This window comes from Pseudomonas sp. B21-019 (assembly GCF_024749225.1).
Lineage (GTDB): Bacteria > Pseudomonadota > Gammaproteobacteria > Pseudomonadales > Pseudomonadaceae > Aquipseudomonas.
Genome location: NZ_CP087193.1, coordinates 172,837 through 197,600 on the forward strand (window position 1 = coordinate 172,837; position 24,764 = coordinate 197,600).

The following is a 24,764-nucleotide window of genomic DNA, read 5'->3' on the forward strand; positions in this document are numbered from 1 at the left end:
AAAAAGTTCGAGTCCGGGTGAGCAGCATGTGGTGGAGCAAAGGCAAGTCGCGGGTTACCGAAGGCGCACGAGCGCTGGCCTCGCCAATGATTATGTCCCTGGAGCCGCGCATGCTGTTCGACGGCGCGGTGGCCGCCACGGTGGCCGATACTGCCCAGGCTGACAGCCATACCACGGCCGACGCGGTCAAGGCACCGACTGCCGATCAGCCGGTCGCCAGCAAGGACACCCACGGCCAGGCCGATGCCACGCCAACCCCGACACCTGTCGCGGTGCCGGGGCAAAGCGTGGTGTTCGTCGATTCGCGGGTCAAGGACGCCGACAGCCTGCTTAAAGGCGTCGCGCCTGGCACTCAGGTGGTTCAGCTGGACGCGAGCAAGGACGGCTTGCAGCAGATTGCCGACTACCTCGATACCCATCAAGGCATCAGTTCGGTGCAGATCATCGCCCACGGCAACGCAGGCGATCTGTGGCTGGGTAACAGTTATCTGTCGGCCGATAACGTCGCGGCCCGCAGCGCCGTGCTGGCGGAAATCGGCAAGGACATGAACGTCGGCGGCGACATCTTGATCTACGGCTGCTACACCGCCGAAGGTGAGCGCGGCTTGAGTTTCGTCGACTCGCTGGCGCAACTGACCGGTCGTGATATCGCCGCTTCCAGCAACCGCACCGGGGTCGGTGGCGACTGGAATCTGGAAATTGCCACCGGCAACATCGAAAGCGCCAACGTGCTCTCGACCACGGCCATGAACGATTATCACTGGGGCCTGGCCACCTGGACCGCCACCAACAACGCCAACACGGGCGTCGGCTCGTTGCGTGCCGCCCTCGCCTCGGCGCAGAACGGCGATATCGTCACATTCAGCACCGGCATGACGGTGCAGTTGACCTCCGAGTTGCTGATCAACAAGAACGTCTACGTTGATGGCGACTTGAACAACGACGGTGTGGCAGATGTGACTCTCGATGGTCAGTACAAGACCCGAGTGGTTGAAGTGGCGTCTGGCAGCATCGTGACACTCGATGGCCTGGTGATCACCCGCGGCCTGGTGGCGGGCAACGGTGGCAACGGTGGCTACGGTGCCACGGGCGCGATGGCGGGGGGGATTTTCAACGCAGGGATACTGACCCTGAAAAACGTTACCGTGACCTCCAACGCCGCTTCCGGTGGTGGTGGCGGCGGCGGTGTCACGGGCGCTTTTTACGGCGGTGGCGGCGGTGGCGGTGGCGGTTTGGGCGGCCAGGGCGGCGGGCACGGCGGTTCGGCAGGGCCGGGCACCGGCACATTGGGCGGCCAGGCGGGCAGCGCCGGTGTCGGTGGTTATGGCGGCGGTTATGACGCCACCCATATGGGCGGTCGCGGCGGTACCACCACTGGCGGTGCTGGCGGGGTGGGCGTTTCCTATTACAGCAACGGCGGTAACGGTTCGACGGCCACCAATGGCACGATTTCCATTGGCGGTGGCGGCGGCGGGGCCGGTTGGGACAAGGTAGGTGGCGCTGGCGGCAATGCGGTGGGCGGGATCTACAACGCCAGCAGCGGCACCATAACCGTCATCGGCACGTCGACCATCAGCAACAACATCGGCGCCGGTGGCGGCGGTGGCGGTGGTGGTGGCCAAGGCAGCAATGCCAGTAATGGCGGCATTGGCGGCCGGGGCGTCGGTGCGATCTGGAACAAAGGCACGCTACTGATCACGGCTGCCAACTTCGCGGCCCTGGCCGGTAATGCCGCGGCCAGTGGTGCAGGCGGTACCGCGCAGGGCGGAGGTTCAACCGGCACCTCGCCGACCTCCTTCGCGACTATCTATAACGACGGTGGCGTACTCAACACCGCGTATTCGCCACCGCCGACCGCGACCATTGTGGTCGCCGACACCACACTGAGCATCGGCGAAACGTCCTTGGTGACGATCACCTTTTCCGAGGCCGTGACCGGTTTCACCAACGCGGACCTGACTATCCCCAACGGCACCCTGAGCTCCGTCAGCAGCAGCGATGGCGGCATCACCTGGACGGCAACGTTCACCCCGTCCGCCAGTATTTCCGATACGACCAACGTCATCACCCTGGACAACACCGGCGTGATAAACGGCCTGGGCACCGCCGGCGTCGGCACCACCAACTCCAATAACTACACGGTCGACACCGTACGCCCGACCGCGACCATCGTGGTGGCGGACAATGCGCTGAAAGTCGGCGAAACCTCGCTGGTGACCATCACCTTCAATGAAGCGGTCACCGGCCTCACCAACGCGGACCTGACGATTGCCAACGGTACGCTCACGGCGGTGAGCAGCAGCGATGGCGGCATCACCTGGACGGGAACCTTCACCCCAACCGCCAGCATCACCGATACGACCAACCTGATCACTCTGGACAACACCGGAGTCAGCGACCTGGCGGGCAATGCCGGGAGCGGTACCACCGATTCGAACAACTACGCCATCGATACCGTGCGCCCGACCGCGACCCTGGTGGTGGCCGATACCAGCCTGAGCATTGGTGAAACCTCGCTAGTGACCATAACGTTCAGTGAGGCAGTCAGCGGTTTCACCAACGCGGACCTGACGATTGTCAACGGTACGCTTACGGCGGTGAGCAGCAGCGATGGCGGCATCACCTGGACCGCGACCTTCACGCCTTCGGCCAGCGTCAATGACACCACCAACCTGATCACCCTGAACAACACCGGGGTCAGCGATCTGGCGGGCAACACCGGGAGCGGCACCACCGATTCGAACAACTATGCCATTGATACGCTCCGCCCGACCGCGACCATCGTGGTGGCGGACAATGCGCTGAAAATCGGCGAAACCTCACTGGTGACGATCACCTTCAGCGAAGCGGTAACCGGGTTCACCAATGCCGACCTGACCATCGCCAACGGCACACTTACTGCGGTGAGCAGCAGTGACGGCGGCATCACCTGGACGGCGACCTTCACCCCGACCGCCAGCATCAGCGACACGACCAACCTGATCACCCTGGACAACACCGGGGTCATCGATGCTGTCGGCAATGCCGGCAGCGGCACCACCGATTCCAACAACTATGCGATCGACACCGTGCGCCCGACGGCCACTATCGTGGTCGCGGACACGGCACTGAAAATCGGCGAAACCTCGCTGGTGACCATTACGTTCAGCGAAGCGGTGAGCGGTTTCACCAATGCGGACCTGACCATTGCCAACGGTACGCTCACTGCGGTGAGCAGCAGCGACGGCGGCATCACCTGGACCGCAACCTTCACGCCTTCGGCGAGCATCAACGACACCACCAACCTGATCACCCTGGACAACACCGGGATCAGCGACCTGGCGGGCAATGCCGGCAGCGGCACCACCGATTCGAATAACTACGCCATCGACACCGTGCGCCCGACCGCCACGATTGTGCTGGCCGATACAACCCTGACCGCAGGCGAAACCTCGCTGGTGACCATTACGTTCAGCGAAGCGGTGAGCGGTTTCACCAACGCCGACCTGACCATCGCCAACGGTACGCTCACGGCGGTGAGCAGCAGCGACGGCGGCATCACCTGGACGGCGACCTTCACGCCTTCGGCGGGCATCAACGACACCACCAACCTGATCACCCTGAACAACACCGGGGTCAGTGATCTGGCGGGCAACACCGGCAGCGGCACCACCAACTCGAACAACTACGTGATCGACACCGCCCCGCCGACCGCGACGATCGTAGTAGCCGACAACGCACTGAAAATCGGCGAAACCTCACTGGTGACCATCACCTTCGATCAGGCCGTAACCGGTTTTACCAACGCCGACCTGACGATCGCCAACGGTACGCTCACGGCGGTGAGCAGCAGCGACGGCGGCATCACCTGGACGGCGACGTTCACCCCGACTGCCAGCATCACCGACGCGACCAACCTGATCACCCTGGACAACACCGGCGTGCAGGCGGCCGCCAGCGGTAACGTGGGCACTGGCACGACCGACTCCAACAACTACGCCATCGACACCGTGCGCCCGACGGCTACCATCGTGGTCGCGGACTCGGCACTGAAAATCGGCGAAACCTCGCTGGTGACCATCACCTTCAGCGAAGCGGTGAGCGGTTTCACCAACGCTGACCTGACCATCGCCAACGGCACGTTGAGCGCGGTGAGCAGCAGCGACGGCGGCATCACCTGGACCGCGACCTTCACCCCGAGCGCCAGCATCAACGACACCACCAACCTGATCACCCTGGACAACACCGGGATCAGCGATTTGGCGGGCAACGCCGGCAGCGGCACCACCGATTCCAATAACTACGCCATCGACACGGTACGCCCGACCGCCACGATTGTGCTGGCCGATACGACGCTGACTGCCGGCGAAACCTCGCTGGTGACCATTACCTTTAGCGAAGCGGTCAGCGGCTTCACCAACGCGGACCTGAGCATCGCCAACGGTACGCTCACGGCGGTGAGCAGCAGCGACGGCGGTATCACCTGGACCGCGACCTTCACCCCGACCGTCGGCGTGAATGATTCAAGCAACGTCATCACCCTGAACAATACCGGGGTCAGCGATCTGGCGGGCAACACCGGCAGCGGCACCACCAACTCCGGTAACTACACCATCGATACGGTGCTGCCGACGGCGACCATCGTGGTGGCCGACAATGCGCTGAAAATCGGTGAAACCTCACTGGTGACGATCACCTTCAGCGAAGCGGTGAGCGGTTTCACCAACGCTGATCTGACCATCGCCAACGGTACGCTCACGGCGGTGAGCAGCAGCGACGGCGGCATTACCTGGACGGCGACCTTCACCCCGACCGCCAGCATCACCGACACGACCAACCTGATCACCCTGGACAACACCGGCGTGCAGGCTGTCGCCAGCGGTAACGTGGGCACTGGCACCACCGATTCCAACAACTATGCCATCGACACCGTGCGCCCGACGGCCACCATCGTGGTCGCGGACTCGGCGTTGAGAATCGGCGAAACCTCGCTGGTGACCATCACCTTCAGCGAAGCGGTGAGCGGTTTCACCAACGCCGACCTGACCATCGCCAACGGTACGCTCACTGCGGTGAGCAGCAGCGACGGCGGCATCACCTGGACGGCAACCTTCACGCCTTCGGCGAGCATCAACGACACCACTAACCTGATCACCCTGGACAACACCGGGATCAGTGACCTGGCGGGCAATGCTGGCAGCGGCACCACCGATTCCAACAACTACGCCATCGACACTGTTCGTCCGACCGCCACGATTGTGCTGGCCGATACGACGCTGACTGCCGGCGAAACCTCGCTGGTGACCATTACCTTCAGCGAAGCGGTCAGCGGCTTCACCAACGCGGACCTGAGCATCGCCAACGGTACGCTCACGGCGGTGAGCAGCAGCGACGGCGGTATCACCTGGACCGCGACCTTCACCCCGACCGTCGGCGTGAATGACTCGAGCAACGTCATCACCCTGAACAACACCGGGGTCAGCGATCTGGCGGGCAACACCGGCAGCGGCACCACCAACTCCGGTAACTACACCATCGATACGGTGCTGCCGACGGCGACCATCGTGGTGGCCGACAATGCGTTGAAAATCGGTGAAACGTCGCTGGTGACGATCACCTTCAGCGAAGCGGTGAGCGGTTTTACCAACGCCGACCTGACGATTGCCAACGGTACGCTCACTGCGGTGAGCAGCAGCGACGGCGGTATCACCTGGATCGCGACCTTCACCCCGACCAGCGCCATCACCGACACCAGCAACGTCATCACCCTGGATAACAGCGGTGTGCAAAACGCCTCGGGCAACGCCGGCAGCGGCACCACCGACTCCAACAACTACGCCATTGATACCGTGCGCCCGACGGCCACCATCGTGGTCGCGGACTCGGCGCTGGCGGTGGGTCAGACATCAGTGGTGACGATCACCTTCTCCGAGGCGGTGACCGGCTTCAGCATCGCCGACCTGACGGTGAGCAACGGTACCCTGAGCAGTCTGAGCACCAGCGATAACATCACCTGGACCGCCACCCTGACGCCGGCGGCGAGCATCACCGATACGACCAACGTGATCACCCTGGACAACACCGGGGTGGCCGATGTGGCTGGCAATACCGGCAGCGGCACTACCGACTCCAACAACTACGCCATCGACAGCCAGCGTCCGACGGCCACCATCGTGTTAAGTGATTCGACCCTGAAACCGGGGGAAACCGCCCTGGTGACCATCACCTTCAGCGAAGCGGTGACGGGTTTCGACAACAGTGACTTGAGCGTCGCCAACGGTACCTTGAGTGCGGTGAGCAGCAGCGACGGCGGCATCACCTGGACCGCGACCTTCACCCCGACTGCCGGGGTTACCGACGCCAGCAACATCATTACCCTGAACAACAGCGGCGTCTCGGACCTGGCCGGCAACACCGGAGCGGGCACCACCAACTCGGCCAACTATGTGGTGGAAACCCAGGTGCCGACCGCCACCATCGTAGTTGCCGACAGTGCCCTCAAGGCCGGTGAAACATCGCTGGTGACCATTACCTTCAGCGAAGCGGTGAGCGGTTTCACCAACGCTGACCTGACGGTTGCCAACGGCACCCTCAGCAATGTTTCGTCCAGCGATGGCGGTGTGACCTGGACCGCGACCTTTACGCCTGCGGCCAGTGTGACGGACACCACTAACCTGATCAGTCTGGACAACAGCGGAGTGACCAACGGGTCGGGCAACAGCGGTGTCGGCGTGACCGATTCCAACAACTACGCCATCGACACCGTGCGCCCGACCGCGACCATTGTGGTCGCGGACAATAAACTGGGGATCGGCGAGACCACCACGGTGACCTTTACCTTCAGCGAAGCGGTGTCCGGTTTCGACCTGTCCGACCTCAGCGTGGCCAATGGCGTGTTGTCCAACCTGGCCAGCAGCGACGGCGGAGTGACCTGGACCGCCACACTCACACCGACCGCAAGCATCAATGATGCGACCAACCTGATCCTGCTCGACACCGGCAATGTGCTCGACGCCGCGGGCAATGCCGGCGCCAGCATCGCCATCTCCAACAACTATGCGCTGGATGCGACCCGCCCGACCGTCAGCATCGTGGTTGCCAACCCGGTGCTGGGGATTGGTCAGACGACGCTGGTGACCTTCACGTTCAGCGAAGCGGTCAGCAACTTCGATTTGTCGGACTTGAGCGTGACCAACGGTGAACTGACCAATCTGGCCAGCAGCGACGGCGGCAAGACCTGGACCGGCACCTTCACGCCCGCCGCGAACATTACCGACCCGAGTAACTTCATTGCGCTGGACACCAGCAATGTGACGGACCTGGCAGGCAACCTGGGCGCCAGCGTCGCGGTATCCAATAACTACACGATCAACACCGTACCGACGCCCCCGCCCTTGGTGTTGACACCGGTGGTCGTGGCCGATCCACCGAACGTGCCATTGCAACCGATCATCTTCACCCCGCCCACTGGCGATCTCGGCTCGCCACTGACCTTTGCCCCGTTGTTTGAACAACGGGTGATGGGCAATGGCATTCGGCCTCTGGGCGACATTTTCATAAACCACGGGGCGCTGACGCCGAGTTTTATTGCCCAGGTATTCACCAGCAGCGACAACGGTGGCGATGGCTCAGGCCACGGCTTCCTCGGCTTTGGCGGGGGCGATGGCGGGGTCTTCGGCAGCAGCACGCTGTCGAGCCTGTTCAATCAGGCCACCAGTAGCGAGGGGGATTCGCTGAATACCTTTGGTAATCAGTCAATCAGAGCGGGGGATGCTTCCCAAGGGCTGCGCGGCGTGTTTGGCGCACCGACTCTTGGCCAGCAATTACAACAGCTCAAAGACACCGAGCAACGGCAGGTCGACAGCCTGGCCGCGGCTTTGCAACAGGTCGGTATCAGTGAAATGCAGGCCTGAAAAAACCATTAAAGCAGTACGGCACTGGGGGCAATACAAGGATGAAAAGAAGTCATAAATTGTTCGGCGCCAGCCTGCTGGCGCTGGCGATCAGCGGATGTGCAGTCACCAGTCAACCGATCGAACGCAGCGTCAGCCAACAGCGCGCCAAAAGCGATCTGCAAAACATGTACAAGGGGCAGGAGCCCCTCAGCGGCCCGCTGACCCTGCACCAGGCCATGGCCCGAGCGGTGAAATACAACCTCGAAGGCCGGCTGAAGATCATGGAAGAAGCCCTGGCCAAGCGCCAACTCGACCTCGCCAGTTTCGACATGCTGCCGCGCATGGCGCTGGATGCCGGTTACGTGGGGCGCAACAACGTCAACGCCTCCAGCAGCCAGAGCGTGCGCACCGGCACCCAGTCTCTGGAACCGTCGACCTCCCAAGACCGCGACCGTGACGTGGCGGACCTGACCATGGTCTGGAACGTGCTCGACTTCGGCGTCAGCTACATCAGCGCCAAGCAGCAGGGTGATCAGCGGCTGATCGTGCAGGAACGTCGGCGCAAGGTGATCAACACCATTGTCCAGGACGTGCGCTCGGCCTATTGGCGAGCCGTGGCCGCCGAGCGTTTGCTCAAGCAAATCGACAGCCTGATGGCCCGGGTCGATACCGCCCGTGAGAATAGCCAGAGCATGAGCCAACAGCGTATCGGCGATCCGATCCAGTCGTTGGCTTATCAGCGCTCGCTGATCGAAGCCACCCGGCAACTGGAAGAGCAACGCCGCGCGCTGTCGCTGGCAAAAACCGAGTTGGCAACCCTGATCAACCTGCCACTGAATACCGAGCTGACGCTGGCGACCCAGGACGATTACGTCATTCCGGAGCTCAAGGTCGACCTCGCCAGCCTGGAGCAGGAAGCCCTGACCAGTCGGCCGGAGTTGCGCGAGCAGGATTACCAGACCCGCATCAGCGCGGCCGAAACCCGCAAAGCCATGCTGCGCCTGTTACCAGGGCTGGAGTTCTCCGCTGGCGGGCATTACGACAGCAACTCGTTTTTGGTGGAACAGAGCTGGGCGGATTACGGGGTGAAAGTCACCTGGAACCTGTTCAATGTGATTTCCGCACCCGCCGCGATCGACGTCGCCAAGGCCGGCGAAGAAGTCGCCACGGCACGCCGTCAGGCGATGTCCATCGCAGTGTTGGCCCAGCTCTACGTGGCCAACGCCAACTACCGCGAAGCACTGCGGCAGTTCCAGACCAATCAGCAGTTGTCGAACATCGACGGGCAAATCATCGGCCAGCTGCGCAACCGCTATCAGGCGGCCGGGCTGGGTGAACTGGATCTGATCCAGGGCGAGCTGAACACGTTGCAGGCCGATCTGCGTCGCGACCTGTCCTACGCTGACCTGCGCAACGCTTACGGGCAAATTTTCGCCAGCGCCGGTCTCGATCCGCTGCCGGACGAGGTGCAATCTACCGAAGTCCAGTCCATCGCCACCGCACTGGCCAATCGCGAAGCGGCATGGGCGGCGGGCGATATCACGGTACCGGTGGCCCATGCCCCGGTCCGCTAACCTGCTGGCGCCGACGGCGAGCATCAGCCGCGCCCAACGGGAGGCCCGCAACGGCCATCGCGGCACGGCGATTCTGCTGACCGGTTTACCGGCCGCGGGCAAGTCGACATTGGCCCAGGCACTGCACGCCGAGCTGTTCGAACATGGCGTGCAGAGTGTGGTGCTCGATGGCGATGGACTGCGGGTCGGGCTCAATCGCGATCTGGGGTTCACCGACAGTGATCGCCTGGAAAACATCCGCCGCGCCAGCGAAGTGGCGGCGCTGTTGGTCGAGAATGGGCAGATTGTCATCCTCGCGATGATCGCGCCCTTGGTGGAGTTGCGCGAACTGTTTGCCCGACGGCTGGGCGAGGATTACCGCGAAGTCTGGTGCAGCGCCTCTTTGACGGTGTGTGAACAGCGTGATCCCAAAGGTCACTACGCCCGGGCTCGACGGGGTGAGTTGGCGGGGTTCACTGGTGTCTCCGCGCCTTACGAGCCACCGCCGTGTGCGTCGCTGGTGCTCGATACGGGCGCGCAATCGGTCGAGGCCTGTCTTGACCGTTTGCTGACTTGGCTCGGCGAATGCGCGGTGCTGCCGAAACGATGAGCCGGCCGGCATTCTCCCGATTGCCGGTGACGGTGGATTTGCCGTTGCTGTTGCAGGCGCTGGCGGCGATCGGTGAGGACAACTGGCACGGTCACTTCAACAGCGCTTACTACACCGGCGACTGGAGCGGCGTGGCGCTGATTTCTGCGGCCGATGCCTTGACCGAGCTGGCACCCGGAAGCGGTGAACCTCGATTGCGCGAACCCTGGCGACAGGATGGTCGATGGCAGCAAGGGCTGCGGGATCTGCCGCTGCAGATCGTCTGCGCGCGCCTGTTGCGACTTGGCCCGGGCGGGCGTATCCATGAGCATCGTGACTATGACCTGGGCGAGCCGGATGCGGACTTGCGTCTGCACATCCCGCTGCTCAGCCCCCCTCAAGTGGACTTCATGCTGGACGGCCAGCGCATGCCGATGGCCGCCGGCGAGTGCTGGTACCTCGACCTGGCGCGACCTCATCGCGTGGACAATCGCGATACCCAGACACGAATTCATCTGGTGCTCGATTGCCGGCCCGGTGCCTGGCTGGAGCAGGCGATTATCGATGGGGTGGCAACCACGCCGTCGCCGCTGGTCGGTCATCAAGCTTTAGAGCAATTCAACGCACTGCTGGCCAGCGATCCGCAGCTGTGCAAGACCTTGCAGGGATTGCGGGACAACGAAGCCTTTGTCGCCCGCACTCTGGTGCTGGCTGCCGAGCATGGTCTTGTGTTCACCCGCGAAGAATTGCGTGCGGCGATGCGCGATGGTCGCCGCCAGTGGACTGAACAATGGAGCGCCTGAACCTCGAAGGCTGGTTGCCAATTCGCGTGTGGCAAGAGGCTGGGCAATGGCAAGTCGATTGGTGCTGGTTCGGTGACACGCGGCTGCATCAGCCGTTTTTTCGTGACGCCGTGGAGGATGCGCTGCGGTTGCCGTTCAATCAGGCATTTCGCCGAAAAACGGCATTGTCGACCCTCGCGGACTGGCGGGCTTGCAGTCCCGGCCTGACGCCGAGCGCCTTTATTTTTCACGCCTCCCGCTGTGGCTCGACCCTGGTCAGTCAGATGCTGGCGCAACTCGACAACCACATTGTCATCAGCGAACCCCCGCCACTGGACGCGTTGCTACGCAGCGATTTGCCTGCCGTCGAGCGCCGTGCGGCGATCAAAGGGTTACTGTCGGCCTACGGGCAATGTCGACGTGGCGTGGAGCAACGGTTGGTGATCAAACTCGACGCCTGGAACATCGGTGAACTGCCGTTACTGCGCGAGTGCTTCCCTGAAACACCGTGGCTGTTTCTTTATCGCGATCCGCTGGAAATTGCTGTCTCGCATCTGCGTCGTCCGGGCGTGCACATGGTGCCGGGGATGATCGGTACCAGTGTGCTGGATGACGAATTTCCATTCAGCGGCCGTGAGGATTACATCGCTCGGCGGTTGGGGCGGTTGCTGGCGTTGGGGTTGGCGCAATGCCAGGTATTTGGCGGCTGGGCGGTGAATTACAGCGAACTGCCGCAGGCGATGGCGGGGCGGTTGGCGGCGTTCTTTGCGTTGGACATCGAGCAGCGCCGGCAGGTGTTTGCGGCAGTGGGGCAACATGCCAAGCAGCCGTCGCAGGTGTTTGTCGGCGACGGCGATGACAAGCGTCGCGAAGCCTCGGCGTTGCTTCGTGAACGGGTGGAACACTGGGCGCGGGAACCGTATGAGGCGTTGGAACAATTGCGCGAAATATAATCTTTTTGTGGCGAGGGAGCTTGCTCCCGCTCGGCTGCGTAGAAGTCGCAGATGTTGGGGCCGCTTCGCGACCCAGCGGGAGCAAGCTCCCTCGCCACAGGTTATCGGTGTATCAGGATTTTGACGACAAATCCGCCATCCCCTTGAGCAATTCGATCGGCAGCGGGAAGACGATGGTCGAACTCTTGTCACCGGCAATCGAACTCAGCGTCTGCATGTAGCGCAACTGCATGGCCCCCGGCTGACGCCCGAGCATTTCGGCAGCCTGCATGAGTTTTTCCGAGGCCTGCAATTCGCCTTCGGCATGGATCACCTTGGCCCGGCGTTCCCGTTCGGCTTCGGCCTGTTTGGCGATGGCGCGGATCATCGATTCGTTGAGGTCCACGTGCTTGATCTCGACAGTGGCCACCTTGATGCCCCAGGCGTCGGTCTGGGCATCGAGCACTTGCTGGATGTCGACGTTCAGCCGTTCCCGTTCGGCCAGCAATTCATCGAGTTCATGTTTACCGAGCACCGCCCGCAACGTGGTCTGGGCCAGTTGGCTGGTGGCCATGAGAAAGTCCTCGACCTGAATGATCGCCCGTTGCGGGTCGAGCACGCGGAAATACAGCACTGCATTGACCTTGACCGAGACGTTGTCGCGGGTGATCACGTCTTGTGGCGGTATGTCGAGCACCACGGTCCGCAGGTCGACACGGACCATTTGTTGAACCGCCGGAATCAGCAGGATCAGACCCGGGCCCTTGACCTGCCAGAAGCGTCCGAGCTGGAACACCACGCCGCGTTCATATTCGCGCAGAATGCGGAAAGTCGACCCCGCCAGTGCAATCAGCAATAACAGCAGCGCGGCAAAACCCAATTGCAGACCCATGACTATTCTCCACCCGGTGCCGCGTCAGTCGCGGCCACTTGCAGCAGTAGACCCTTGCGTGCCACCACCCGGACCTGTTGTCCCGGTTTCAGCGGTGTGGCACTCATGACTTGCCATTGTTCGCCTTGCAGGTGCACCCAGCCGACATAAGCATTGCCAGCCTGCAACGACGTTATCGGCGTCACGCTGCCCAGTAATTCGGCGTCGCCGCTGAAGTTGCGGCGCGGTCGGGTTTTCAAGGCGCGAATCAGCAGGAAAATCAGCAGCAGTGCGCTGATCAGCCCCAGGACGATGATCAAGGGAACAGGCACTTCGGCATCGGTCAGAATCAGTGCGCCGATCACGAACATCACAATGCCGCCAAAACCGACCACGCCGAAATTGGGCAATGCCGCCTCGGCGATCATAAACGCGATGCCAAAGGTGATCAGCCAGATCCCGATGGGATCGGGAACCAGCACTACAACGGTGTCCGCTGCGAAAACCGGTCCGCTCAGGGCCAGCAGCAGCGCAACTACACAGCAACGAATGTTCACTTGACCCTCCGGGAGAGTCATCCGTCCGCGAGCCGTTCGTGGCTCTGTGTACAAGTCTAGTTGAGCCTGTGGCTGTATGAATTTTGACCAGTTGTTGACCGCCTCCGACGGGCGGATTTCCCGCCGGATCCCACCAGCGGGCCTAGACTTTTAATGGAGAGAAAAAATTCTAACCATCGTCCGCCATTCGTTGTTGCGGACACCGAGGTGCATCATGCGTATGGCAAAAACCGTGCAGACCAGCCTGGACAAGGCGCACTGCGAATATGACATCGTTTCCCATCCGCACTCGGCCAGCAGCCTTGAAACGGCGCGGCTTGCAGGCATTCCTGCCGAACGGGTGGCCAAATCGGTGATCCTCGACGATCGCCACGGGCATTACTTGATGGCCGTACTGCCCGCCAGCCGTCACCTGGACCTGAGCAAAGTCCGTGGCAGCAGCGAATGGCAAGTCACCCGGGAAAGCAACCTGCCGCACCTGTTCGACGATTGCGAACGTGGCGCCGTGCCTGCATTGGGCGAATCCTATGGAATGGACATGGTCATTGACCCGATGCTGACCCGGCAGAAAGACATCTACCTCGAAGCCGGCAACCACAACAACCTGGTACACATGAGCGTACCGGAATATCTGAAAATGGTGCCGCATGCCGAGGTCTGCGAGTTGAGTCTGTCGGCGTAACCGCCGTCATCGCGGGCAAGCCCACCTCCACAGGAATTGCAAAAAACCTGTGGGAGCGGGCGTGCCCGCGAATGGCCGCGTCGCGGTCACCCTCATTCAGCCATCACGAAGGAGCCCGACATGGAATCCCCCACCCACAGCCTCCCGGCCCTGTTCAAACAACTCGGCCTGCCTGACGACGCCGAGAGCATCGATAAATTCATCGCCACCCATTCACCGCTAAAACCCGAACTGCACCTGGCGGACGCGTTCTTCTGGAGCGAGAGCCAGGCAGAGTTGCTGCGTGAGGAAATTCTGGATGACGCGGATTGGGCGGAGGTGGTGGATCAGCTGGACGTAATGCTGAGGAAGGGGCGGGGGGTGTAAAAAAATCTGGAGAAAAATGGCGAAATGTAAAAAAAACTGGTGAGTGGTAAAAAAAACTGGGCAGAAACTGAGTTTGTTAGCTTTTTCCGCGTCTGGCCGTTGCTCGCCAATTTGTTTCAAAACTTGACCAACTTTCCCCTCGAATGCCATATTGATAGTTAGCAAACTAACAGTGTGTGCATTCCCTCGTGCCAAAGAACCTCGCCGCTCTCCAGATGAACATCAGCAGCTCCATGGTGGTGGCCGCCAGGCATTGGCGGAAGATCTGCCAGACCACGCTGGTCAACTATGGGATCTCCGAAGCCTGCGCCGCCCCGCTATTGATGATCGGGCGTTTGGGCGAGGGTGTGCGGCAGGTGACGGTCGCGCAGGCGGCCGGGATGGAGAGTCCGTCGCTGGTGCGGTTGCTGGATCAGCTGTGTCATGCCGGTTACGTCTGCCGTACCGAAGACGCTCATGACCGGCGCGCCAAATGCCTGAGCCTGACCGCGACCGGTCGCGAGTTGGTGCAGGCGGTTGAAGCTGAGTTGGTGCGTTTGCGCCAGGAGGTGCTCGAAGGCATCGACCAGAGTGATCTGGAAGCGGCGCTACGGGTACTCAAAGCCTTCGAAGCGGCCAATCATTCGGTGGCCCAGCCTTGAACGGATTTTTCACCGGCGTGCCCCCGGCGCGGGACTGGTTCTACGGTGTGCGTACGTTCGCGGCCTCGATGATCGCGCTGTACATCGCCATGCTCATGCAAATGCCTCGTCCGTATTGGGCGATGGCCACGGTGTACATCGTTTCCAGCCCGTTCCTCGGCCCTACCAGCTCCAAGGCGTTGTATCGCGCGGCGGGTACCTTGCTCGGTGCGGCGGCGGCGGTGTTTTTTGTGCCGATGTTCGTTCAGAGCCCTTATGTGCTGGTGGTGGTCATCGCGCTGTGGACCGGGATTTTGCTGTTCCTGTCCTTGCACCTGCGCACCGCCAACAACTACGCCTTGATGCTCGCCGGTTACACCTTGCCGCTGATCGCCTTGCCGGTGGTGGCTAACCCTTTGGCGGTGTGGGACGTGGCCGAGGCGCGGACCGAAGAGATCTTTCTCGGCATCGCCTGCGCGGCGGTCGTCGGCGCCATGTTCTGGCCACGGCGGCTGGCGCCGGTGTTCAACGACTCGGTGAACAAATGGTTTGCCGATGCTTCAACCTACAGCCTGCGTTTCCTTAGCCGCAATGTGCAGCCGGAGGAAGTCAGCGCCTTGCGTTCATCGATGGTGGCGAACTTCAACAGCCTGGAATTGATGATCGGTCAGCTGCCGCACGAGGGCGCGCGGGCGCAAACGGTGCGCAACACCAAGGAATTGCGCGGTCGGATGATTCATCTGTTGCCGGTGATCGACGCCCTCGACGATGCGCTTTATGCCCTCGAGCGGCGCACGCCGGAGCTTGTGGATAAGTTCGCGCCACTGCTGACCGCGACCACTGAATGGCTCGATCACAAAGACGCTGACCTCGGCCGCTGGCAGGCCCTGAAAAACCTGCTCGAAGCGCTGCAACCGAGTGCCGAGGCGCTGGACGATCGCAAGCAGTTGTTGTTCTCCAACGCCCTGTATCGCCTCGGCGAGTGGATCGACCTGTGGCAAGACTGTCGCAGCCTGCAATACGCCATTCAGTGCGAGAGCCAGGACAGTTGGCGCGCGGTGTATCGGCACTGGCGCCTGGGTCGGCTGTCACCGTTCCTCGACCGTGGCTTGATGCTCTATTCGGCGGCTTCTACGGTCACCGCGATCATCGTCGCCTCGGTGTTGTGGATTCTGCTCGGCTGGACCGACGGCGGCAGCGCGGTGATTCTGGCGGCGGTGGCGTGCAGTTTCTTTGCGTCGATGGACGACCCGGCGCCGCAGATCTACCGGTTCTTTTTCTGGACCGCGATGTCGGTGCTGTTCGCCGGCCTTTATCTGTTTCTGATCCTGCCGAACCTGCATGACTTCCCGATGCTGGTGCTGGCGTTCGCCATACCGTTCGTTTGCGTCGGCACCCTGACAGTGCAGCCGCGTTTTTATCTGGGGATGTTGCTGACCATCGTCAACACCTCGTCCTTCATCAGCATTCAGGGCGCCTACGACGCGGATTTTCTCAGTTTCACCAACTCCAACCTGGCCGGGCCCATGGGGTTACTGTTCGCGTTCATCTGGACCCTGATAGCCCGGCCATTCGGTGCGGAACTGGCGGCCAAGCGCCTGACCCGTTTCAGCTGGCGCGACATCGTCGGCCTGACCGAGCCGGCCACGCTGGCCGAACACCGGCACATGGGCGTGCAGATGCTCGATCGCCTGATGCAGCATTTGCCGCGACTGGCCATGACCGGCCAGGACACTGGCATCGCCCTGCGCGAAGTGCGCGTGGCCCTGAATCTGCTGGACCTGCTCGCCTATTCGCCGCGAGTGCCCGGTGCGCCGCAAGCGCTGCTGCGCCAGGTGGTGGCTGAAGTCGGCGAGTACTTCAAGGCCTGCCTCAAGGCTGGCGAACGCCTGCCGGCACCGAGTCCGTTGCTGATGACCCTCGATCGCACCCGCCGCGCCCTCGGCGGCCAAGGTGATGACGAAACCCGTCTGCATTTGCTGCACGCCTTGAGCGGCCTGCGTCTGGCGCTGTTACCGGGCGTCGAGTTTGTCGGCACGGGCGAACTCGAAGAACCGCTTCCCCATGGCATCGATGGAGCGCCTTTATGATCGGTGATCTGGATATCAGCGGGGTGTTCCTGCCCACGCTGCTGGTGCTGATGGGCATTACCTATGTGTTGTTCCTGTTGGTGCACGGGGTGCTGACGCGCCTGCACTTTTACCGTCTGGTCTGGCACCGGGCATTGTTCAACGTGGCTCTCTACGCTGTGCTGCTCGGCGCCGTGGACTCACTCAGTCGATACCTGATGACATGAAAAAACCTTTATTGACCCTCGGCCGTGTGGTCCTGACGTTGTTGATCGTGACCTTCGCGATTGTCGTGGTCTGGCGCATGGTCATGTATTACATGTTCGCGCCCTGGACCCGGGACGGGCACATCCGTGCCGACATCGTGCAGATTGCCCCGGATGTATCGGGGCTGATCCAGCAAGTGGAGGTGCGCGACAACCAGTGGGTGAAACGCGGCCAGGTGCTGTTCAGCATCGATCAGGACCGCTTCAAGCTGGCCTTGCGCCAAGCCAAAGCGACCGTCGCCGACCGTCAGGAAACCCTGGCCCAGGCCCAGCGCGAGGCCAAGCGTAACCGTGGCTTGGGCAATCTGGTCCCGGCCGAGCAACTGGAAGAAAGCCAGTCCCGGGTGGCGCGCGCCGAAGTGGCGTTGATGGAGGCGCAAGTGACGGTGGACAGCGCCCAGCTCAACCTCGACCGCTCGGTGATCCGCAGCCCGGTGGATGGCTACGTCAACGACCGGGCGCCACGCTCCCAGGAATTCGTCAGCGCCGGGCGCCCGGTGTTGTCGGTGGTCGACAGTAATTCCTTCCACATCGACGGCTATTTCGAAGAAACCAAACTGGACGGCATTCATGTCGGCCAGAGCGTCGACATTCGGGTGATCGGCGACCGTGCGCGCCTGCGCGGGCATGTCGAAAGCATCGTCGCCGGCATCGAAGACCGTGACCGCAGCAGCGGCAGCAACCTGTTGCCCAACGTCAACCCGGCGTTCAGTTGGGTGCGGCTGGCCCAGCGGATTCCGGTGCGAATCGCTTTCGATGAGGTGCCGGAAGATTTCCGCATGATTGCCGGGCGTACGGCCACCGTGTCGATCATCGACGATCAAACCGGGGGGCCGGCGAAATGAGCAGGGCCTCGGGTTTGGCGGTTGCCGGATTGGGCTTGTTGCTGTCGGCCTGTCAGGTGGTGGGGCCGGATTATCACTTGCCGGACGAGGCCGCCGTGCACCGTGAAGACTTTCAGGGCGATCTGGCGGTGAACGGCAAGCATGTCGTTTCGGCACCGGTGCCCGCCGATTGGTGGCAGTTGTATCAGGATCCGCGTCTGGACCAATTGGTGCAGCAGGCCATGGCCTCCAACACCGATTTGCGGGTGGCGGCGGCGAATCTTTCGCGGGCTCGCGCTCAGGTCGACGAAGCGCAGGCGGCGGGCGGTTGGAGCGGCGGTGTGAAGGTCGGCGCCCAGCGTTTGCAGGAGTCCGGCGAAGCGTTCTTGATACCGGAAAAAGTGCCCGTGGCCAACGTCGGCGATATCGGCATCACGACCTCGTATCAGTTCGACTTGTTCGGCACCTTGCAGCGCGGCATCGAAGCGGCCAAGGCCAATGCCGATGCGACTCAGGCGGCAGCGGACACCGCGCGCATCACCCTGGTGGCCGATGTGGTGCGGGCTTACACCCAGGTTTGTGCGGCCAACGAAGAGCGGGAGATCGCGCAGCATTCCCTCGACCTGCAAGCCCAGAGCACCACCCTGACTCAGCGCTTGCGCGATGCCGGGCGCGGCGATGAAACCCAGGTCACCCGTTCGCAAACCCAATTCAAATCCTTGCGCGCCGAATTGCCGCGTTATGAAGCCGCACGTCAGGCCGGGTTGTTCCGCTTGTCGATGCTGCTGGCCAAACCGGTCGAGCAACTGCCGGCGGGCACCAGCGACTGCGCCGAGCTGCCGAAAGTTACCCAATTATTGCCGGTGGGTGACGGCGCCGCGCTGCTCAAACGCCGGCCAGACGTGCGCCAGGCCGAGCGCAAGTTGGCGGCGGCAACCGCCGGCATCGGCATTGCCACCGGTGAGTTGTACCCGGACATCAGCATCGGTGCGACCGTTGGTACGGTCGGGATTCTGGAAAACCTCGGCAAACCGTCGACCAATCGCTGGGGGTTTGGTCCGTTGCTGACCTGGACCGTACCGTCCAACGGCTCCCGCGCGCGCATCCGTGAGGCCGAGTTCGCAACCCAAGGCGCGCTGGCGCATTTCGATGGCGTGGTGCTCAACGCCATCCGCGAGACTCAGACCGGCCTGGCGCAATATTCCGCGCAACTTCAGCGTCGCGATGCGTTGGCGGACGCCGAACAGTCGGCGCAATTGGCGGCAGACCAGACCCACCGCTTCTTCCAGGCCGGTCGCGCGTCGTTCCTGGCGGACTTGCAAGCCACCCGCACCTACACCGATGCACGGGCGCAACTGGCCTCGGCCAACACCCAGGTCGCCATGAGCCAAATCGATTTGTTCCTCGCCTTGGGCGGCGGCTGGGAAAGCGGACGAACGCAAGGCTCACAACCCGGCAAACCCTGAGGCCGTTGCTATGCTTTGATTTGATGGGGTCGCGCGGCGAACCCGTCGATCAAGGCTTGCGTTGGTCATGGGGATCTAATAATGAAAAACCCTTACGCTCCCGGCTTCTGGTGCGCCATTGCGGCATTGGTTTTGCTGTCGGCCACCTATTTCTATGGCGTCATGCTGGCCCACCAGATCGACAAGGCGCTGATCTTCCTCGACAGCGCGGCGGCACTGATCGCCGTGATGGCCATCGTGGTGGTCGCCTGGGCTTCCCTCCAGAACCAGCGCATCAAGAAACGACAACTCGAACAAGGCAAAACCCTGGTACTGATCTGGGACACCAAGGTGGCGTTGCGTCGGGTAGAAACGGTGTTCGACCGATATTTCTGGGGCAGTTACTGGCAACCGGGGCGCACGTTTCAGGAAGTCATGGGCGAACTTACCGGCACGCCACTGGAAAAAAGCCTCGAAACCTTGAAGAAGCAATGCCAGGCGCTGGACAAGCAAGTGGCCGACGAGGGCTGGCACTGGCTCAACAATGCCCGAGAACTCTCCGATGTCGCCAACGCCATGGCCCGCGAACGTTATCAACTGGATTTCTGTGACCCACGCGCGGAGGTGACTGGCGGGGCGGTGATCAATCGGGATTTTGAAGTGCTGGTGTATACGTGGACCGCGCGGCTAAAAAGTTTTGATCATCAGCTTGATGAGATCGAGGTTCAGTATTCGTAAGGTTGTATTGGCAGGGCTGCTCGCGAAGGCGATTGAACGATCGCCGAAACTCTCCCCTGCCAGTTGTCCACAGGCAGCCGCAGCCCATGGACACTCTTTCACCTTTAATCATTGGGCCGCCCTGCGGCGCAAATGCTAATCTCCTCGCCACTTTCAGCGCAGTCGTGACCGCGACCCGTTATGGGTTCAGGGAAGACGACCAGACTTTCAACAATGGACATTGATCGGGTACTTCATGAATAAATCAGCAGGCGTGCTTCTAGGAATTGTCGTGGCCATTGGTGCAATCAGCGCGGGCGGCGCCTGGTACACCGGCAGCAAACTCGATGGGGTGCTGAACAGCTCGATCGCCGACGCCAACAAAGAACTGCAAGCCGCGCTGGCAGGCTCCAACGGCACGGCGTCGCTGGAGCTGGTGTCGCTGGAGCGTCATGTGTTCAGCAGCACCGCGCACTACCGCCTCAAGGGCGAGGGCGAGATGTTTGGTGAAGCGCCGATGGAGATGCTGTTCGTCGACCGCATCGAACACGGCCCGCTGCCGTTCTCGCGCCTGGTATCGTTCAAGTGGTTGCCAGTCCTGGCCACCAGTCACTACGAACTGGAAAAAACCCCGCTGACCGAAAAGTGGTTCGCCGCTGCCAAGGACAAATCCCCGGTCAAGGGTGTGGTCAACATCGGCTACGACAACTCCACCAAGGGCTCGCTCGAATTCCTGCCGCTGGAAGCTGCACTGGACGACAAGTCCAACCTGACGTTCTCCGGGTTGAAACTCGACGTGGCCGCCAGCGCCCAGGCGCAAAAGGTCAAGGCCGACGGGTACATGGACAGCCTGAAGCTGACCACTGTGGCTGAAGACCAGACCCCGGTGCAGGTCGAGCTCAACGGCTTGACCCTGGCCAGTAATCTGAACAAAAGCACCTACGGCTATTACGTCGGTGACAACACCCTCGAGCTGACAAACAGCAAAACCACCTTTGGCCCCAAGCAATCGGTACTCGGTTTCAAGAACTTTGAAATGAAGAATCAGACCGGGGAATCAGGCACCAACGCTTCGGGGCGTGCCGATTACAAGGTCGGTGAAGTGTCCTTGAACGGCAAGGTTATCGGCTCTGCGCAGATGGCCATGAGCCTGAAAAACCTCGACATCCCGTCGACGATGTCGCTGATGCAGATCTACCAGACCAAACTGCAACCGTACGAGCGGGCCGCCGCCGAAGCCACTGCCGCCGGTCTGCCGGCGCCGCAGCTGAACCTGACCCCGGCCGAAGAGGCACAGGTCAAGACCGGTCTGGAGAAACTGCTGGCCGCAGGTCCCCAGGTGGCCCTGGAAAACCTGTCGTTCAACACTAGCAACGGCGAAAGCCGCGCCAACCTGGTGCTGGACCTGACCAAACCGCAATCCATGGACCTGCCGCCGGACCAATTGGTCAAGCAGTTGATCGCGTTGCTGGAACTCAACGTACTGGTGTCCAAGCCAATGCTCATTGATTTGCTCACCGTGCAGTCGCAAATCGACGGCCAGACCGATGCCAAACTCATCGCCGATCAGGCGAGCGCAACCGCCGACATGTTCAGCAGCATGGCGGTCGGTACGCAACTGGCAAAACTGGACGGTAATAACGTCGTCACCAAGTTGCATTACGCCAACAATCAGGTGGACTTCAACGGCCAGAAAATGACCCTCGAAGAGTTTGTCGGTTTTGTGATGAGTAAGCTCGGCGGCACTGGCGACGTCACCATCCAGTAAAACCGCAGGCTTCAGCGCAACGCCCGGCCTCTGCAACACGCAGACGCCGGGCGTTTTGCTGTCTGGGGTTCCTGTGGCGAGGGGGCTTGCCCCCGTTGGGCCGCGAAGCAGCCCCAAAAACTCTGATGCACCAAAGATTTTGTGAGTGCTACGCATTGAAACGGTGCGGTGCGGCGTTCCGACAAGCCCCCTCGCTACAGGTTTCGCACTCTCACGAATCTGAAGAAATATTGTGTCTTGAATTATTGACTACGCTTGCATGCAAGACTGTTTCGATAAAGCTTGGCCGGGTCTTTCGATCCGGCTTTCCGTCACAAGTGGGCAAGGGGCATTGCGACCCGGCTGGCCATGTAAGGATGCTGACGAATGCCGCGTATTGCTGGTCCCTTTATTCACCGTGGGCTGCGCCCCTTGTTTCGCGTTGCGCTGTGCGGCCAATTGTTGTGGCCGGTGCTGGCGCTCGCCGATACCCCTTACGATCAAATGGTTCGCGATGCGCGGGCCGGCAACTACACGCCTGCGCTGACGGTGTTGCGCCAGGTGCCGGTAAGCCAGGCCTCCACTGGCCAGATCAGCGATCACTTGCAGATCGCCAGTTGGGCCGGTCTGGATGCCGAAGTGGTACAGGTCTATGAAACCCAGGGACGTGATCGGGCGTTGCCGGTCCAGGCCCTGACTGCCACCGCGCGGGCCTATCGCAACCTCAAGCGTTGGGACTCGGCGACCCAGGTGTACAACAAGGCCCTGGCCCTTGAACCGCAAAATACCGACCTGCAGCTGGGCCTGGCGATGACCCAGGCCGACGCCGGTAAACCTGACGAGGCGGTTGCCCGCGCCAGGGCGCTGGTGGCGGCGAAACCGGATGATCCTGGCCGCCGTCTGGCTTTGGCCTACGCCTTGACTCGCGCCGGTGCCACTTACGATGCGTTGTTTGAATACGACCAGGCCTTCACCCGCGCCGGCAGCAAACCCGAAGTCGCTCGGGAATACGTGATTGCCCTGCAACGCGCTCGTTTGCCGGAGCCGGCCTTGCGCCTGGCGCGTCAGCGGCCGGGGTTGATTGATCCGGTCACGCAACGCCGTCTCGAAGGTGACCTGGCCGCCGAACGCGTGCGCCTGGCCGAACTCGCCACCCGCAGCGAAAAAGAACGTTATGTGATCGCCGATCGGGCCCTGGCCGATTATGACCAGTTACTGGCGACCTGGGCGCCGGACCCTGCGGCCCACGATGACGTCATCCGCTGGCGAATCGACCGCATGGGCGCCCTCAAGGCCCGAGCGCGCACCGCTGATGTGATCACCGAATACCAGAAGCTGCTCGCCGAAGGCGTGAAGATTCCGACCTATGCCCTGCGTTGGGTGGCGTCGTCCTATCTGGATCAGCGTCAGCCGGAAATCGCCACCGATTTGTATCGCCAGGTGCTGGTAGCGCCGGATGCCGATGTCGGCGACCGCCTGGAAGACAGCACCGCGCTCTATTACGCCCTGCTCGAAAGCGACAAGGCCGATGACGCGCGCAAGGTCGCCGAAGACGTGGCCAAGACCCAGAAACCGCGAATCGAGCTCAAGGGCTTGCCGGTGGGCAACCCCAACGATGAATGGATGGACGCGCAGCAACTCGCCGCCCAGGCCGGCACCTACGGCGCCGATCTGCCGTCGGGCGAGCAGCGTTTACAGACGTTGGTGGATCAGGCGCCGGGCAACATCGGCCTGCGCCTGGCCCAGGCCGATCTGTACCTGGCCCGGGACTGGCCACGACGCGCCGAGAATCAGCTCAAGGAAACCGAGAGCATGGCCCCGCGGGATATCGGGCTGGAAGTCGCTCAGGGCCACACTGCCATGGATCTGCAGGAATGGCGGCAGATGGATGCGCTGACCGACGATGTGGTCGCACGTTTTCCGGACAACCGTCAGGTGCAGCGTTTGCAGCGTCAGCGTGCGGTCCATGACATGGCCGAGCTGCGAGTGCAGGCCTACGGCGGCAAGAGTTATGGCGGCGGCAACGGCGATGTCGGGGCGGTCAACGGCAGCCGCGATTTCGGCATCGAAACCACGCTGTACAGCCCGCCCATCGATGAAGACTGGCGCCTGTTCGCCGGTGCCGGCTACGCCACCGGCGATTTCCAGGAAGGCACCGGCCACCATCGCTTCCAGCGCGTCGGGCTCGAACGTCGGACCCGCGACATGTCCCTGGAAGCGGAAGTCTCCAACCATTCCTACGGCTTTGGCGATAAACAGGGCGCGCGCCTGGCGATTGCCCGAGACATCGACGATCACTGGCAGTACGGCGGCAGCCTCGAATACCTGTCGGCACAAACGCCGTTGCGAGCATTGAACAGCGACATCACGGCCAACGGCGGCAGCGGTTTTATCCGCTGGCGCGCCAATGAAAGCCGTGAGTGGAGACTGGCGGTCAGCCCCTCGCACTTCAGCGACGGCAACAACCGTGTCGAAGCCGTGCTCACCGGTCGCGAGGGCCTTTACCGTGCGCCGGGGTTGCAAGTCGACCTCGGTCTGGAAGTCGGCAGCAGCCATAACTCCAAGTCCGACGACGTGCCGTACTTCAACCCCAAAGCCGACTTCAGCGTGCTGCCGACGGTGAACGTCAATCACGTGCTCTACCACCGCTACGAAACCTCCTGGAGCCAGCAGTTCCAGGCCGGTGCGGGCACCTACAGCCAGCGCGATCACGGCACCGGCGGTATCGCCCTGCTGGGTTACGGCCAGCGCTACAGCTGGAACGACGTGTTCGAGGTGGGCGGCCTGCTGAGCGTGATCAACCGGCCATTTGACGGTGACCGGGAAACCGATCTGCGCCTGCTCGTCGACCTTACTTACCGCTTCTAGAA

General features: G+C 62.0%; 17 protein-coding genes. 15 read left to right on the forward strand and 2 right to left on the reverse strand.

The annotated features are described in order from the left end of the window. Positions 1–26: 26 nt before the first annotated feature. Genes LOY36_RS00730 through LOY36_RS00750 form a run of 5 tightly spaced genes read left to right on the forward strand, consistent with a single transcriptional unit; the run spans position 27 to position 11,751 of the window. On the forward strand, positions 27–7,892 hold the full coding sequence (locus LOY36_RS00730; protein ID WP_258671871.1) for an Ig-like domain-containing protein: 7,866 nt from the start codon (positions 27–29) through the stop codon (positions 7,890–7,892). 41 nt (positions 7,893–7,933) lie between these two features. After that, positions 7,934–9,448, forward strand: a complete 1,515-nt coding sequence (locus LOY36_RS00735) for a TolC family protein (RefSeq protein ID WP_258671873.1) — start codon at positions 7,934–7,936, stop codon at positions 9,446–9,448. Beyond that, positions 9,432–10,037, forward strand: coding sequence for an adenylyl-sulfate kinase (gene cysC / locus LOY36_RS00740; RefSeq protein WP_018929393.1), 606 nt, complete (start codon positions 9,432–9,434; stop codon positions 10,035–10,037). Before LOY36_RS00735 ends, cysC begins: the two co-directional genes overlap by 17 nt. Continuing rightward, positions 10,034–10,819, forward strand: coding sequence for an aspartyl/asparaginyl beta-hydroxylase domain-containing protein (locus LOY36_RS00745; protein ID WP_258671875.1), 786 nt, complete (start codon positions 10,034–10,036; stop codon positions 10,817–10,819). Before cysC ends, LOY36_RS00745 begins: the two co-directional genes overlap by 4 nt. Next, positions 10,807–11,751 (forward strand): sulfotransferase family protein, encoded by a 945-nt coding sequence (locus LOY36_RS00750; RefSeq protein WP_258671876.1) that lies wholly within the window; start codon positions 10,807–10,809, stop codon positions 11,749–11,751. Before LOY36_RS00745 ends, LOY36_RS00750 begins: the two co-directional genes overlap by 13 nt. Before the next feature lie 112 nt (positions 11,752–11,863). On the opposite strand, the gene LOY36_RS00755 is transcribed toward LOY36_RS00750, so the two are convergent. Beyond that, complete coding sequence (locus tag LOY36_RS00755; RefSeq protein WP_019651568.1) at positions 11,864–12,622, reverse strand: slipin family protein; 759 nt, start codon at positions 12,620–12,622, stop codon at positions 11,864–11,866. Between the two features lie 2 nt (positions 12,623–12,624). Then, a complete protein-coding gene (locus LOY36_RS00760; RefSeq protein ID WP_019651567.1) occupies positions 12,625–13,158 on the reverse strand; it encodes an NfeD family protein in 534 nt (177 codons plus the stop codon). Positions 13,159–13,372: 214 nt separating this feature from the next. Here LOY36_RS00760 and LOY36_RS00765 point away from each other — a divergent pair, with 214 nt between their 5' ends. The 10 genes from LOY36_RS00765 to pgaA all read left to right on the forward strand — a co-directional run bounded on the left by LOY36_RS00765 (position 13,373) and on the right by pgaA (position 24,762). Continuing rightward, on the forward strand, positions 13,373–13,840 hold the full coding sequence (locus tag LOY36_RS00765; RefSeq protein WP_007940998.1) for an aminoacyl-tRNA deacylase: 468 nt from the start codon (positions 13,373–13,375) through the stop codon (positions 13,838–13,840). Between the two features lie 120 nt (positions 13,841–13,960). Then, entirely contained in the window at positions 13,961–14,206 is a 246-nt protein-coding gene (locus LOY36_RS00770) for a DUF2789 domain-containing protein (protein WP_007940999.1), read from the forward strand. Between the two features lie 215 nt (positions 14,207–14,421). Next, a complete protein-coding gene (locus LOY36_RS00775; RefSeq protein ID WP_258671877.1) occupies positions 14,422–14,847 on the forward strand; it encodes a MarR family winged helix-turn-helix transcriptional regulator in 426 nt (141 codons plus the stop codon). Then, the gene (locus tag LOY36_RS00780) at positions 14,844–16,916 is read left to right on the forward strand and encodes an FUSC family protein (protein WP_258671879.1); all 2,073 of its coding nucleotides are present in this window, start codon (positions 14,844–14,846) and stop codon (positions 16,914–16,916) included. The genes LOY36_RS00775 and LOY36_RS00780 overlap by 4 nt, the downstream gene beginning before the upstream one ends. After that, complete coding sequence (locus tag LOY36_RS00785; RefSeq protein WP_018929385.1) at positions 16,913–17,122, forward strand: DUF1656 domain-containing protein; 210 nt, start codon at positions 16,913–16,915, stop codon at positions 17,120–17,122. The genes LOY36_RS00780 and LOY36_RS00785 overlap by 4 nt, the downstream gene beginning before the upstream one ends. Then, complete coding sequence (locus LOY36_RS00790) at positions 17,119–18,006, forward strand: HlyD family secretion protein (RefSeq protein ID WP_258671881.1); 888 nt, start codon at positions 17,119–17,121, stop codon at positions 18,004–18,006. Before LOY36_RS00785 ends, LOY36_RS00790 begins: the two co-directional genes overlap by 4 nt. Next, positions 18,003–19,451, forward strand: coding sequence for an efflux transporter outer membrane subunit (locus tag LOY36_RS00795; RefSeq protein WP_258671883.1), 1,449 nt, complete (start codon positions 18,003–18,005; stop codon positions 19,449–19,451). The genes LOY36_RS00790 and LOY36_RS00795 overlap by 4 nt, the downstream gene beginning before the upstream one ends. An 81-nt stretch (positions 19,452–19,532) precedes the next feature. Further along, positions 19,533–20,168: a hypothetical protein gene (locus LOY36_RS00800; RefSeq protein ID WP_019651562.1), complete on the forward strand. Its 636-nt coding sequence runs from the start codon at positions 19,533–19,535 to the stop codon at positions 20,166–20,168. Between the two features lie 235 nt (positions 20,169–20,403). Next, positions 20,404–21,915, forward strand: a complete 1,512-nt coding sequence (locus LOY36_RS00805; RefSeq protein ID WP_026331889.1) for a YdgA family protein — start codon at positions 20,404–20,406, stop codon at positions 21,913–21,915. A gap of 366 nt (positions 21,916–22,281) precedes the next feature. Continuing rightward, a complete protein-coding gene (pgaA, locus tag LOY36_RS00810) occupies positions 22,282–24,762 on the forward strand; it encodes a poly-beta-1,6 N-acetyl-D-glucosamine export porin PgaA (RefSeq protein ID WP_258671885.1) in 2,481 nt (826 codons plus the stop codon). Positions 24,763–24,764 lie beyond the last annotated feature (2 nt).

What these genes read in the sequence shown, in the direction of transcription:
- LOY36_RS00790 (WP_258671881.1), top strand. Translation starts at nt 17,119, where the DNA reads ATGAAAAAACCTTTATTGACCCTCGGCCGTGTGGTCCTGACGTTGTTG.
- LOY36_RS00785 (WP_018929385.1), top strand. Translation starts at nt 16,913, where the DNA reads ATGATCGGTGATCTGGATATCAGCGGGGTGTTCCTGCCCACGCTGCTG.
- LOY36_RS00735 (WP_258671873.1), top strand. Translation starts at nt 7,934, where the DNA reads ATGAAAAGAAGTCATAAATTGTTCGGCGCCAGCCTGCTGGCGCTGGCG.
- pgaA (WP_258671885.1), top strand. Translation starts at nt 22,282, where the DNA reads ATGCCGCGTATTGCTGGTCCCTTTATTCACCGTGGGCTGCGCCCCTTG.
- LOY36_RS00775 (WP_258671877.1), top strand. Translation starts at nt 14,422, where the DNA reads ATGAACATCAGCAGCTCCATGGTGGTGGCCGCCAGGCATTGGCGGAAG.
- cysC (WP_018929393.1), top strand. Translation starts at nt 9,432, where the DNA reads ATGCCCCGGTCCGCTAACCTGCTGGCGCCGACGGCGAGCATCAGCCGC.
- LOY36_RS00755 (WP_019651568.1), bottom strand. Translation starts at nt 12,622, where the DNA reads ATGGGTCTGCAATTGGGTTTTGCCGCGCTGCTGTTATTGCTGATTGCA.
- LOY36_RS00770 (WP_007940999.1), top strand. Translation starts at nt 13,961, where the DNA reads ATGGAATCCCCCACCCACAGCCTCCCGGCCCTGTTCAAACAACTCGGC.
- LOY36_RS00805 (WP_026331889.1), top strand. Translation starts at nt 20,404, where the DNA reads ATGAATAAATCAGCAGGCGTGCTTCTAGGAATTGTCGTGGCCATTGGT.
- LOY36_RS00730 (WP_258671871.1), top strand. Translation starts at nt 27, where the DNA reads ATGTGGTGGAGCAAAGGCAAGTCGCGGGTTACCGAAGGCGCACGAGCG.
- LOY36_RS00765 (WP_007940998.1), top strand. Translation starts at nt 13,373, where the DNA reads ATGCGTATGGCAAAAACCGTGCAGACCAGCCTGGACAAGGCGCACTGC.
- LOY36_RS00795 (WP_258671883.1), top strand. Translation starts at nt 18,003, where the DNA reads ATGAGCAGGGCCTCGGGTTTGGCGGTTGCCGGATTGGGCTTGTTGCTG.
- LOY36_RS00800 (WP_019651562.1), top strand. Translation starts at nt 19,533, where the DNA reads ATGAAAAACCCTTACGCTCCCGGCTTCTGGTGCGCCATTGCGGCATTG.
- LOY36_RS00745 (WP_258671875.1), top strand. Translation starts at nt 10,034, where the DNA reads ATGAGCCGGCCGGCATTCTCCCGATTGCCGGTGACGGTGGATTTGCCG.
- LOY36_RS00750 (WP_258671876.1), top strand. Translation starts at nt 10,807, where the DNA reads ATGGAGCGCCTGAACCTCGAAGGCTGGTTGCCAATTCGCGTGTGGCAA.